Origin of the sequence: Streptomyces sp. NPDC048417 (assembly GCF_040651615.1) — a bacterium.
Lineage (GTDB): Bacteria > Actinomycetota > Actinomycetes > Streptomycetales > Streptomycetaceae > Streptomyces.
Genome location: NZ_JBEZKI010000013.1, coordinates 92,016 through 104,571 on the forward strand (window position 1 = coordinate 92,016; position 12,556 = coordinate 104,571).

Annotated in this window: 10 protein-coding genes; 5 read left to right on the forward strand and 5 right to left on the reverse strand. The window is 71.0% G+C overall.

Annotated elements, in window-relative coordinates:
* The first annotated feature begins 187 nt into the window (after positions 1-187).
* From AB0D59_RS21360 to ybaK, 4 genes are all read left to right on the forward strand, one after another.
* Positions 188-1,759, forward strand: a complete 1,572-nt coding sequence (locus AB0D59_RS21360; RefSeq protein WP_362567423.1) for an oxidoreductase — start codon at positions 188-190, stop codon at positions 1,757-1,759.
* A 181-nt stretch (positions 1,760-1,940) separates the two neighbouring features.
* The gene (locus tag AB0D59_RS21365; protein ID WP_362567426.1) at positions 1,941-2,993 is read left to right on the forward strand and encodes a hypothetical protein; all 1,053 of its coding nucleotides are present in this window, start codon (positions 1,941-1,943) and stop codon (positions 2,991-2,993) included.
* 11 nt (positions 2,994-3,004) lie between these two features.
* Positions 3,005-3,745: an LON peptidase substrate-binding domain-containing protein gene (locus tag AB0D59_RS21370; protein WP_362567429.1), complete on the forward strand. Its 741-nt coding sequence runs from the start codon at positions 3,005-3,007 to the stop codon at positions 3,743-3,745.
* Between the two features lie 15 nt (positions 3,746-3,760).
* Positions 3,761-4,264 carry a Cys-tRNA(Pro) deacylase gene (gene ybaK / locus AB0D59_RS21375; protein WP_362567432.1) on the forward strand — a complete coding sequence of 168 codons (504 nt, stop codon included), beginning with the start codon at positions 3,761-3,763 and terminating at the stop codon, positions 4,262-4,264.
* A 249-nt stretch (positions 4,265-4,513) separates the two neighbouring features.
* Here ybaK and AB0D59_RS21380 read toward each other — a convergent pair whose 3' ends face one another.
* From AB0D59_RS21380 to AB0D59_RS21395, 4 genes are all read right to left on the reverse strand, one after another.
* Entirely contained in the window at positions 4,514-5,185 is a 672-nt protein-coding gene (locus AB0D59_RS21380; RefSeq protein WP_362567435.1) for an AAA family ATPase, read from the reverse strand.
* 34 nt (positions 5,186-5,219) lie between these two features.
* Positions 5,220-6,044, reverse strand: a complete 825-nt coding sequence (locus AB0D59_RS21385; RefSeq protein ID WP_362567438.1) for an ABC transporter permease — start codon at positions 6,042-6,044, stop codon at positions 5,220-5,222.
* Between the two features lie 88 nt (positions 6,045-6,132).
* On the reverse strand, positions 6,133-7,152 hold the full coding sequence (locus AB0D59_RS21390; RefSeq protein ID WP_362567441.1) for an ABC transporter ATP-binding protein: 1,020 nt from the start codon (positions 7,150-7,152) through the stop codon (positions 6,133-6,135).
* A gap of 72 nt (positions 7,153-7,224) precedes the next feature.
* Positions 7,225-8,448, reverse strand: a complete 1,224-nt coding sequence (locus tag AB0D59_RS21395; RefSeq protein WP_362567444.1) for an NYN domain-containing protein — start codon at positions 8,446-8,448, stop codon at positions 7,225-7,227.
* A 220-nt stretch (positions 8,449-8,668) separates the two neighbouring features.
* On the opposite strand from AB0D59_RS21395, the gene AB0D59_RS21400 reads away from it, so the two are divergent.
* Positions 8,669-8,845 carry a hypothetical protein gene (locus AB0D59_RS21400; protein WP_362567447.1) on the forward strand — a complete coding sequence of 59 codons (177 nt, stop codon included), beginning with the start codon at positions 8,669-8,671 and terminating at the stop codon, positions 8,843-8,845.
* A gap of 100 nt (positions 8,846-8,945) precedes the next feature.
* Here the strand turns inward: AB0D59_RS21400 and dnaE are convergent, their stop codons facing one another.
* Positions 8,946-12,485 carry a DNA polymerase III subunit alpha gene (dnaE, locus tag AB0D59_RS21405; RefSeq protein ID WP_362567450.1) on the reverse strand — a complete coding sequence of 1,180 codons (3,540 nt, stop codon included), beginning with the start codon at positions 12,483-12,485 and terminating at the stop codon, positions 8,946-8,948.
* Positions 12,486-12,556 lie beyond the last annotated feature (71 nt).

The window sequence follows — 12,556 nt, forward strand, 5'->3', positions numbered from 1 at the left end:
TCAGACGGCACTCGCGGCCCGTTCGCGCGTATCAATGGCTGATACAGAACGTGAGCCAACGGCCGGTACATAGCCTGGCCTGAACCCGGAAGATCACCTTCACTTCTTGTGTTCGAGGGGTGACGGAGCGGGCATCACCGCTGGGCGAACACCTGACTGGCGAGTAGCTGAGGAAGAAGGAAGAGCCGTGACCGAGGGGGTCCGGGACAGGGAACTGCCGGACGAGCTGACAGCGGCCGAGGCCGGCATGTGGCAGGCCTTCCGCAACGGCAGTACGTACGACCTGAGCAGCGGTGACGCGCAGGTGGACGATCCGCACGGCGGCCATCCCTGGGGGCCCGAGCGGACCGTACGGGCGCGGATCGTCTGCTGGCTGCTGCTCGACGGGCCGCCGCCGCTCGCGGGCCGGGTGTCCGCGCTGAAACTGGCCGGCCTGCGGATCACCGGGACGCTGGACCTGGCGGGCGGCACCGTCACCCCGTACGTGGAGCTGCGCGGCTGCCGGTTCGACGACGAGGTCCTGCTGCCGGAGGCGCACTTCACCACCGTGCGACTGGTCGACTGTGCGGTGCCGCGCCTCGAGGCGGCCCGGGTGCGCACGGAGGGCGATCTGCATCTGCCGCGCTGCCGTTTCCTGGGCGGGGTCCGGCTGACCGACGCGCACATCGGCACCGATCTGCTGCTGAACCAGGCGGTGGTGTACCGGGACCGCAGCGAGCGGTCGATCGCGGCGGACGGCATGACCGTCGGGCAGGATCTGCAGGCGGAGCTCCTGGAGTCGCACGGGGAGCTGAGCCTGCGCAGCGCCAAGGTGGGCGTCTCGCTGAGCCTGCGCGGGGCCCGGCTGCGCAATCCCCACGGGCGGTTCGCGCTGAACGCGCCCCAGCTGACCGTCGGCCGCACCCTGTACCTGACCCCGGCCGGGGTGGGCGGCCCCTGGCAGAGCGGCACGACCCCGGCGCGCGGGACCCGGATCCAGCGGTTCGAGTGCCAGGGCGGGATCCGGCTGGACGACGGCCGGTTCGGGGACGCCGTCGACCTGGAGCGGGCGCGGTTCACCTTCACGGACGACCAGGAGCTGTCGCTGCGCCGGGTGCAGGCGCCGGAGCTGCGGTTCCTCGGGGAGGAGCCGCAGCGCGGCCGGGTGGTGCTGTCGGGCGCCCGGACCGTGAACCTGGTGGACCGGGCGACCAGCTGGCCGGGCCCCGGGCGACTGCACATGGGCGGCTTCGCCTACGAGAACCTGGTTCCGCAGGGTCCGTTCCCGTTGATCCGGCGGCTCGGCTGGGTGGCGGCGGCGACCGCCGAGTACAACCCGGAACCGTACGAGCGGCTCGCGACCGTGCTGCGGGCCGCCGGTGAGGACGAGGACGCGCGCGAGGTGCAGCTCGCCAAGCAGCGCCGGCGCCGCGAGACGCTGCCGGTCGCCGCCAAGTTCTGGGGGTACGTGCAGGACCTGACGGTGGCCTACGGCTACCGGCCGGGCCGGGCGGCGGTGTGGATGGCGGTGCTGTGGGCGGCGGGCACGCTCGCCTTCGCACACGCCCCGCACCCGCCGATGTCCTCCGGGGGGCATCCGGTCTGGGACCCCGCGCTGTTCGTCCTCGATCTGCTGCTGCCGGTGATCGACCTGGGCCAGGCGGGCCAGTGGCGCCTCAGCGGCGGCTGGCAGTGGGCGGCCGCCGCGATGATCCTGCTGGGCTGGATCCTGGCGACGACGGTGGCGGCGGGGGCCACGCGACTGCTGAGGCGCGGGTAGGCCCGGCTGGGCGCGGCCGGCCGGATCCGGCAGGCGTTGACACGTACCGGCACTGACAGGTACTCAACAGGTGAGCACCCCTCACCTTTTACCTTCCCTTGACCTGGGATCGTACAACTTTCACGGAGTTGGCCTGGTGGTCTGGCGCACGCTCGATCTGCGGACTTTCAATGGCGACACCATGGCTTCGCTGCGTGCGCTGTTCCGTTCCGCACGGACCGCAAGAACCGCCCCGCGCCCCGCCCTCGGCCCACTGCCGGCCGACGACGAGGTCTTCCTCGACGCGCCCGACAACCGGCTCGCGCCGGTGCTGGTCGCAGCCGGCCGGGGCGAGTACCAGCCCGCCGCGCGGCTGCTGGCCGGCACCAGGGCCGCGGCCGAGTGGGAGGCACGGGACCGGTACGTGCACCGGCTCGCCCTCTTCGCCCGTTCCCGGGCCGAGTGGCTGGACGACTGGTCCACGGCCGCCCCGCACGACCCGGACATGCTCCTGCTGCGAGCCCAGCTGGCGGTGGACCGGGCCTGGCCCTCCCCGGCCCGGACCGAGTTGCTACGCGCGGTGAGTCCGCTGATCACGGCCGCCGCCCGCGGCGACGACCGCGATCCGGTGCCGTGGCGGGTGGCGCTGGACCACGCACGCGGCTCCAACGCCGGTCACAAGTACTTCGAGGAGCTCTGGGAGGCGGCGGTCCGCCGCGCCCCGCACCACTACGGCTGCCATGTGGCGGCCGTGCGCTATCTGGGCACGTACTGGCACGGCTCGCACAGCGAGTGCTTCGACTTCGCCGACCTGGCCGCCCAGGACGCCCCGGCCGACTCCCTCGTCCAGGCCCTCCCGGCCCGGGCCGCCTTCGCCTATCTCACCGACGGCTGCGGTCCCGTGGTGCCGCGCGCCCGCCTGCACGCGGCGGCCGACCGGGCGATCGCGCTCTCCGCCCGGCTCCCGGCGGCCGACCCCTGGCCGGCCGAGGTCCGCAACAAGCTGATGTACCTCCTGGTCCGGCTGGAGCGCTGGGAGGCCGCCCGCGCCCAGCTGCACCTGATCGGCCCGTACGTCACGTCGTTCCCCTGGGACCGCCTGTCCGACGACCCGCTGGGCCATTTCGTACGGCTGCGCGCGCACCTGCTGGCCGACACGGAACCCCTCCCCGAGACCCTACCGATCCCCTCACAGCGGAGCGCGGGGCGCCCACGGGCCGAGCACGGCGAACACGTCCCCGCCGATGACCACTAGGCTGTGGCGCCGTGACCACCGTCCGTCTTCCCCTCTTCCCGCTGAACTCGGTGCTGTTCCCGGGGCTCGTGCTGCCGCTGAACATCTTCGAGGAGCGTTATCGCGCCATGATGCGCGATCTGCTGAAGACCCCCGAGGAGGAACCACGCCGGTTCGCCGTCGTGGCGATCCGCGACGGCCACGAGGTGGCACCGAGCGCGCCGGGCATGCCGGATCCGACGGCCCGGCCCGAGCGGGGTCCGGCGGCCGGCTTCGGGCCCGACCCCCTCAAGTCCTTCCACCGGGTGGGCTGTGTGGCGGACGCGGCGACGATCCGGGAGCGGGCCAACGGCACCTTCGAGGTGCTGGCGACCGGGACCAGCCGGGTACGGCTGCTCTCCGTCGACGCGTCGGGGCCGTTCCTGACGGCCGAGCTGGAGGAGCTGCCGGAGGAACCGGGCGACGAGGCGGGCGCGCTGGCGGAGGGGGTGCTGCGGGCCTTCCGCAAGTACCAGAAGCGGCTGGCGGGGGCGCGGGAGCGGTCGCTGTCGACGGGCGTCGAGCTCCCCGACGAACCGTCCGTGGTCTCCTACCTGGTCGCGGCGGCGATGATGCACGACATCCCCACGAAGCAGCGGCTGCTGCAGGCTCCCGACACCGCGTCCCGGCTCCGCGACGAGCTGAAACTGCTTCGCTCCGAGACGGCGATCATCCGTAACCTGCCGTCACTGCCCGCGGCGGAGCTGACGCGGGCGCCGACGAGTCTGAACTGAGCCGGGGTCCCTGTCATGCCGAAGAAGCCGAACAAGAAGCAGCAGTCCGGAGGCACGCCGGCGACGGTGGCCCTGGCCGCGGCGGGCGTGGACTTCACCGTCCACTCCTACGACCACGACCCCTCCCACCCGTCCTACGGCGAGGAGGCGGCGGAGGCGATGGGCGTCTCCCCCGACCGGGTCTTCAAGACACTGGTCGCGGACGTGGACGGCGCGCTCACGGTCGCGGTGGTGCCGGTGGCGGGCAGCCTGGACCTGAAGGCCCTGGCGACGGCGGTCGGCGGCAAACGAGCGGCGATGGCGGACCCGGCCCTGGCCGAGCGCACGACGGGCTACGTCCGCGGCGGCATCTCCCCGCTGGGCCAGCGCAAGAAGCTCCCCACGGTCCTTGACGCGTCGGCGTCGTCCCACCCCACGATCTGCGTCTCGGCGGGCCGCCGCGGCCTGGAGGTCGAACTGTCCCCGACGTCCCTGGCCGACCTGACGAACGCGACCCTGGCCCCCATTGGGCGTGCGTGACCTCTCGACGAAGCTCCCGTTCTCGGTTAATCACGGGAGACATGTCGAAGAAGACACGGAAACGGAAGTGGCGCACGAAGAAAGGTCACGCGAACCACGGTCGCCGTCCGGCATAGGGAGTACGGACGGGGGTGCGGTGATCTGCCGACCGCGGGCCGTGCGTGACCGGTCGCGCAGTTCCCCGCGCCCCTGCCCCTGTCGCGCGTGCCTGCCACGCCGCCCGGCCAGCAGGCGCGACGACGCGAAACGCTACGCCGGCGGAGCCGCGTACGGCCCGTCCTGGTAGGGCGGCTGCGGATAGGGCGGCTCCGGGTCCCGCGGGCCGAACAGCGCCGTCAGCCCCAGATGCACCAGCAAGGCCGACAGCGACCAGGCCAGCAACGCCCCCTTCGCCCCCAGCTTCAGCGGCGCCGAGAACGTGACCCCCTTGCCCACGGCCTTCGCGTGCGCGATCACGTCCTGCTCCGGCCCCAGCCACACCCCCAACCGCCACGCCAGCAGCGACCCGAGCAGTCCCCCGACCCCCAGCGCCACCACCAGCGGCACGCCCCCGGCCCGCCGCCACACAAACGCCGCGACCGCGCTCACCGCACCGAACGCCAGCGCCAGCAGCGTGAACGTCCCGTCCACCCCCACCGCCTGCTCCCCCTCGGTGTCCTCGATGTAGACCACCCAGCCCTTGCTCGAGTGGTCCCCCACCAGGGGGACGTGCGGCGCCAGCCACAGCCACAGCAGCCCGAGCAGCACCCCGCTCACCGCCACCGCGAGAACGATCACCGCGGCCTGACGCAGTTCGGTCTTCATCCCGGGACCGTCCTGTCCGTACTCTGCTTCGGCCGTCCCGGCAGGCGGCGGCGTCTGCCAGGCCTGGTGCGAGGACTGGTCGTGCGGCGGCGGAGGCGGCGTCAACGGTGCGGTCACCCTGACATCGTGCCAGGCCGGTCTGTGCGGCGCGTCACCGGACGGCGGCCCGGCGGTACGCCCAGGTGGCGACGGCCAGCGAGACGACCCCCACGCCGGCACACACGCCCAGGTCAGCGAGGACAACGGCCCAGTCGGGCTGCGCCCCGAAGGTCCGGGCGTAGGCCTCCACGCCGTACGTCGAAGGCAGCAGGTCGCGCGCGAGCTGAATGATCCCCGGCATCCGGTCCGGCGGCAGCACCCCGAGCAGCAGCGCCGCCGACATGCCCAACTGCCCGAGCAGCGTGGCGAGTTCGGGCCGTGACGCGAGCAGCCCACAGGCGGCGCCGAGCCCGGACAGGGCCGCCCCCGCCAGCGGGATCACGGCGAGGAGAATCCACAGGTTGCTCAGCGGCAGCCCGAACAGCACACAGCCGAAGACGGCCGTCACCAGCGTCCCCGGCACGGTGAAGGAGGCGTACGCCGCGGCCGCCCCGAGCACCACGGAGGCCGGCGGCACCGGCAGCGTGGCGTAGTGGTCGAGGCCGCCGCTCGCCCGCAGCTGTCCGAAGTACTGCGCCAGCAGGTTCAGGGCCACATAGGCGACGACCACCACCGACGACCCCGCCACCACGGACTGGGCCTCGCCCCGGCTGTCCACCACCCCCCGCATCATGATCATGATGCCGACGGACTGGAAGGTCGCGACGAACAGCAGCGGGATCCGCGCCACCCGGGCACGGGAAAGCTGCGCCCGGTAGACGGCCACCAGCGACGGCCACAGACGCGCACGCGGGCCCAGCTCGGCCGCCGGGCGCGGCACCGTCTCCTCCAGGGCCAGGGCACCGCCCGGCAGAACCTCCGCGGGTACGACACTCACGTCGCGCAGCTCCTCTTCCAGGCGGCATCCACGGCACGTACGGCCGCCGCGCCTTCCCGTACGGTCCCGGTCGCCCCGGCGTTCACGCTCATGCCTTCACCAGCCCCTGCCGTGCGGCGCCGCCCAGCGCCAGATAGACGTCCTCCAGGCTGGGCGTGGCGAGGGTGAAGTCGTCCAGGGCGGCGAAGGCGGCCCCGCCGGTCACCGTCGCGACGACGGCACGCGCCTCCTCGGGCGCGAGCCGCAGCGTCCAGCGCCGGCCGGACTCGACGGCACGCTCCCGCAGGACGGCCACCTCGGGCACGTCCAGCGGGGCCCGCTCCCGCCACACCAGTTCGACCCGGACCTCACCGGCGACCCGTTCCTTGAGCCCGGCCGGGGTGTCACAGGCGATGACCCGCCCCTGGTCGAGCACGGCGACCCGGTCGAGGACCGTCTCGGCCTCGATCACGTTGTGGGTGACCAGGACGACGGTCGCGCCGTGCTCGGCCCGCCGGCGGTCGACGGCGGCCCACACGGCCCGCCGAGCCACCGGATCCATCCCGGTCGTCGGCTCGTCGAGCACCAGCAACGGCCGCTCCCCGACCAGCGCCGCGGCGAAACAGGCCAGCCGCCGCTGCCCTCCGGAGAGCTTCTTGATCGCCCGCCCGGCGAGGGGGCCGAGTCCCAGCTCCTCGATCACGGCGTCCCGCTCGGCTCTGGCCTGCCGTACGTCCAGGCCGCGCAGCCGCCCGGTGGTCTCGGCGGCGAGGGACACGGTCAGCTCGTCCAGGGCGCTGGACTCCTGCCCGAGATAGGCGAGGATCCGCGCGGCCCGCTCCGGATGCCGCACGATGTCGTGCCCGAGGATCTCGACGGTGCCGGTGTCGGGCCGCAGCAGTCCGGTGAGCTGTCGTACGAGGGTCGACTTGCCGGCGCCGTTCGGCCCGAGCAGCCCGAAGATCTCCCCGCACCGGACATCGAGGTCCACCCTGTCGGTGGCCCGGACCTCCGGCACCGCGGGGGTCCCACGCCGCCCTTTGACCGCGGCGTAGGTCTTGGTCAGCCCACGCACGGCACACACCACGTCACTCTGCTGCCGAAGTGCCCGACCCGCGCCCGTACTCACAAGGGACGAGACTACGGGGTCGCCCCCGTTTACTCGTCTTTGGGGCCGTCGGCTTCGCGCCCCGGTGCCCACTCATTCGGCCGGTGCATGCTCCGCCGCCCCCGCCGGTACATCGATCTCCCTCCAGAACCCCGCCCGAATGGCGTACCGGTCGTGCTCGTCGATCTGGTCGTCCTTGTGGGCCAGCAATCCGAACCGGGCCGCGTACCGCAGCAGCTCCCCGTCGATCCGATGCGGAATCCGCGGATACATCCCGGACAGCTTCTGCACATGGTTCTGGTCGCCCAGCCGCGAGATCCACCGCCGCGCGAACACCTGCCCGACCTCGAAGGGATCCCCGCCGACGGTCGTGATGTCCTCCTCCCGGTCGGCCCACCGCTGCTCCGCGGTCGTCAGCTGCGCCAGCGTCGGCATGGAGGCGGCCTCCGCGGGCTCCGCGACGGCCCCCGGCCGGTCCACCCACCCCTTGTCGGAGGACCACCGCAGGGTCGCGGTGGTCGCCGCATTCTGGACCGGCTGCGCGCCCGGCGCCCGCAGCGCGGCGAGGTCCTTCGGCGTGGGCACCCCCTTGGGCACCGGCACCCGCTCGACCGCCCCGTTCTCCGCCGCGTTCGCCACCGGCGCCCGCTCGGCCTCCTCGGCCCCCGGGTCGGCCGCGGCCGACAGCCCCGAGTCCGGCAGCGGCGCGGAGAGGATCGCGGCGATCTCCGGCCGCGGCGCCGGCGGCGGCGCACAGACCCCGGTCAGCTCCTTCGCCCGTACCGCCTGGGTGATCCACGCGCGGTCCAGGACCCGCCGCTCGTCGGCCTCGGCGACCAGGTCCTCGGACTGGTTGTAGTCCCCGTCGGCGGCCTGCACGGCCCACAGGTGCACGGCGACCCCGTGCTCCTTGGCGGCCATCATGCCCGGCAGCAGATCGCCGTCTCCGGTCACCAGCACCACGTCGGAGCAGGCGCGGTTGCGGGCCAGTTCGGTCAGCTCGGCGTGCATGGCCGCGTCCACGCCCTTCTGCGCCCAGCGGCCGTCGCTTCGGGTCAGCGCACCGAGCCGGACGGTCACCCGGGGCATCACGCGCAGCCGGCGGTGCTCCGGCTGCGGGACGCGATCGGGGGCGCCGTCGAACCAGTAGATGCGCAGCAGTGGACGCTCGGTGTCGGATTCCGCGCGGTCGCGCAGCGCCTGGATGAGCGCGGCGTGGTCGACGGTGATCCGGGATCGGGAGGGCTCACCGGCGAGGAGACTGGCGGCGGCACCCAGCAGATACCCGGCGTCCACCAGGACGATGCAGCGGTCCACGCGACTCACCCTCTTTCCGGGAGGTTTGCTTTCGGGGCTTCCTTCGAGTCTGCCCGACGGCGCGGGGGTTAACGGCCCGAACTCGATCTTCGGCGTGGCGTTTCGGCACCTTGCTCTCCGACAAACCCTGTCACAGACGGTAATTATCCGAAATGCGTCTGTTGCCAGCCTATGTGAATCTGAATTCGGCCCCTAGATCCCCCACAGGAGGCAGATCACCATGGCCAAGAACAAGAACCGCAAGGGTGGCTCTCAGAACCGCACCCCGCAGACCGAGCAGACCCACGAGCACCCGCAGCGTACGACGACGGAGTCCCAGGACTCGCCGGTGTCGCACATCCAGGGCAGCCCGGCGGATGTTGCTCGCAAGAAGCAGAAGAGCTTCGGCCACAACTGAGCGGACCGACCAGGTCCCACCGGGCTGTTGAGGCCCAGGCACGCGGAAGGGGCGCACCCGGTGCGGGTGCGCCCCTTCCGCGCGCGTACGACCGGAAACCCTATCCGGCCAGGCAGGACGGGCCGAGCAGCACCTTCAGGTCGCCGAACAGGGCCGGATCCGGCTTCACCCGGTGCCGGTCGAGGCGCAGCACGGTCGTCTTGGTCGGGCCCTGGAGCTTGATCCGGACCTCGCTGTCGCCCTTGTGGTGGCTGAGGATCTCGCCGAGGCGGCTGACCATCGGCGGGGTGATCCGGGTGGCGGGGATGGTGAGGATCACCGGTGCGTTGGCGCCCGCGGCCGACAGGTCGGGAATCGCCAGCTCCATCGCCACCAGGCGGGGCACGTCCTCGCGCTTGTCAAGGCGGCCCTTGACGAACACGACGGCGTCCTCGACGAGTTGGGTCGAGATGAGCTGGTAGGTCGCCGGGAAGAACATGCACTCGATGGAGCCCGCCAGGTCCTCGACGGTGGCGATCGCCCAGGCGTTGCCCTGCTTGGTCATCTTGCGCTGGAGGCCGGAGATGATGCCGCCGATGGTGACGACCGCGCCGTCGGCGTGCTCGCCGCCGGTCAGCTGCGCGATGCCCGCGTCGGCCTTGTCGGAGAGCACGTGCTCCAGACCGAAGAGCGGGTGGTCGGAGACGTACAGACCGAGCATCTCCCGCTCCTGGGCGAGCAGATAGGTCTTGTCCCACTCGTCGGTGGTGAACTCCACGTCGAGGCCGAACCCGGGCTCGCTGCTCTCCTCGTCGCCCATCCCGCCGAAGAGGTCGAACTGGCCCTCGGCCTCCTTGCGCTTGACCTGCACCACGTTGTCGATCATCGGCTCGTACTGGGCGGTGAGGCCCTTGCGGGTGTGCCCGAGCGCGTCGAAGGCGCCTGCCTTGATCAGGGATTCCGTGGTCCGCTTGTTGCAGGCGGTGGCGTCGACCTTGTCCAGGTAGTCGGGGAAGGAGGCGAACTTCCCCTTCGCCTTGCGGGCCTTGATGATCGACTCGACCACGCCCGTGCCGACGTTGCGCACGGCCTCCAGGCCGAAGAGGATCACGTCGTCGCCCTGGGCGGCGAAGTTGTGCACCGACTCGTTGACGTTCGGCGGGAGCACCTTGATGCCCATGCGGCGGCACTCGTTGAGGTAGACGGCCGACTTGTCCTTGTCGTCCTTGACCGAGGTGAGCAGCCCGGCCATGTACTCGGCGGGGTGGTTCGCCTTCAGATAGGCGGTCCAGTAGGAGACCAGGCCGTACGCGGCCGAGTGCGCCTTGTTGAACGCGTATCCGGCGAACGGGACCAGCACGTCCCACAGCGCCTGGATGGCCTCGTCGCTGAAGCCCTTGTCCCGGGCGCCCTTCTGGAACAGGACGAAGTTCTTCGCCAGTTCGTCGGGCTTCTTCTTGCCCATCACGCGGCGCAGGATGTCGGCCTCGCCGAGCGAGTAGCCCGCGATGATCTGGGCGGCCTTCTGCACCTGCTCCTGGTAGACGATCAGGCCGTAGGTGACCGCGAGCACCTCTTCGAGGGGCTCCTCCAGCTCCTTGTGGATCGGGGTGATCTCCTGGAGCTTGTTCTTGCGCAGCGCGTAGTTGGTGTGCGAGTCCATGCCCATCGGGCCGGGACGGTAGAGCGCCGACACGGCGGAGATGTCTTCGAAGTTGTCGGGCTTCATCAGGCGCAGCAGCGAGCGCATGGGGCCGCCGTCGAACTGGAAGACCCCGAGGGTGTCGCCGCGCTGGAGGAGTTCGAAGGTCTTCGGATCGTCGAGCGGCAGGGCCAGCAGGTCGAGGTCGATGCCCTTGTTGGACTTCACCATCTTGACGGCGTCGTCCATGATCGTCAGGTTGCGCAGGCCGAGGAAGTCCATCTTCAGCAGGCCGAGCGACTCGCACTGCGGGTAGTCCCACTGTGTGATGGTCACGCCGTCGGTGTGCCGCACCCAGATCGGGGCGTGGTCGACGATGGGCTCGCTGGACATGATCACGCCGGCCGCGTGCACGCCCATCTGCCGGACCAGGCCCTCGACGCCCTTGGCGGTGTCGATGACCTTCTTGACGTCCGGTTCGTTCTCGTACATCCCGCGGATCTCGCCCGCCTCGTTGTACCGCGGGTGCGAGGGGTTGGTGATGCCGTCCAGGTCGATGCCCTTGCCGAGGACGTCGGCGGGCATCGCCTTGGTGAGACGGTCGCCCATCGCGTACGGGTAGCCCAGCACGCGCGCGGAGTCCTTGATGGCGTTCTTGGCCTTGATCTTGCCGTAGGTGCCGATCATGGCGACCTTGTCCGCGCCGTACTTCTCCGTCACGTACCTGATCACCTCGACGCGCCGGCGCTCGTCGAAGTCGATGTCGACATCGGGCATGGAGACGCGCTCGGGGTTGAGGAACCGCTCGAAGATCAGGCCGTGCGGGATCGGGTCGAGGTCGGTGATGCCCATGGCGTAGGCGACGATCGAGCCGGCCGCGGAGCCTCGGCCGGGGCCGACCGCGATGCCGTTGTTCTTGGCCCACATGATGAAGTCGGCGACCACGAGGAAGTAGCCCGGGAACCCCATCTGGATGATGACGTCCAGCTCGTACTCGACCTGCTTCTGGCGGTCGTCCGGGACGCCGCCGGGGAAGCGGCGCTCCATGCCCCGGCGGACCTCCTCCTTGAACCAGGTGACCTCGGTGTAGCCGTCCGGGATGTCGAACTTCGGCATGAGGTTCTTCGCCTCGAACATGCCGGTGGTGTCGACCATCTCGGCGACCAGGAGGGTGTTGGCGCAGCCCTGCTGCCAGGCGTCCGAGGAGTCGACGGCGTACATCTCGTCCGTGGACTTCAGGTAGTAGCCGGTGCCGTCGAACTTGAAGCGGTCCGGATCGGAGAGGTTCTTGCCGGTCTGGATGCACAGCAGGGCGTCATGGGCGGTCGCCTCGTGCGCGTACGTGTAGTGCGAGTCGTTCGTCACCAGCGGCGGGATGCCGAGCTTCTTGCCGATCTCCAGGAGGCCGTCGCGGACCCGGTGCTCGATCTCGATGCCGTGGTCCATCAGCTCCAGGAAGTAGCGGTCCTTGCCGAAGATGTCCTGGTAGTCGGCGGCCGCCTTCAGCGCCTCGTCGTACTGGCCGAGGCGGAGCCGGGTCTGGAGCTCGCCGGAGGGGCAGCCGGTGGAGGCGACGATCCCCTCGGACCACTGGGAGATCGTCTCCTTGTCCATCCGGGGCCACTTCTGCAGCCAGCCCTCGGCGTAGGCGTCGGAGGAGAGCCGGAAGAGGTTGTGCAGGCCGGTGCTGTTCACCGCCCACATCGTCTTGTGGGTGTAACCACCGGAACCGGAGACGTCGTCCCGCTTCTGGTGCGGCTGGCCCCACTGGATCTTGCGCTTGTTGCGCCGCGACTCGGGCGCGACGTACGCCTCGATCCCGATGATCGGGGTGACTCCGGCCTTCTGCGCGGTGTGGAAGAAGTCGTACGCCCCGTGCAGGTTGCCGTGGTCGGACATGGCGATGTGCGTCATGCCCATCTCGTTGCAGGCGTTGAACATGTCCTTCAGCCGCGCGGCACCGTCCAGCAGCGAGTACTGGGTGTGGACGTGCAGGTGCGTGAACGGCGGCTTTGACACGGTTTCGGCCTCCAGAGGAAACAAGCGTCGACGATCTTCCGACCGACTGCGGACAGTCTGGTGGGACGGCG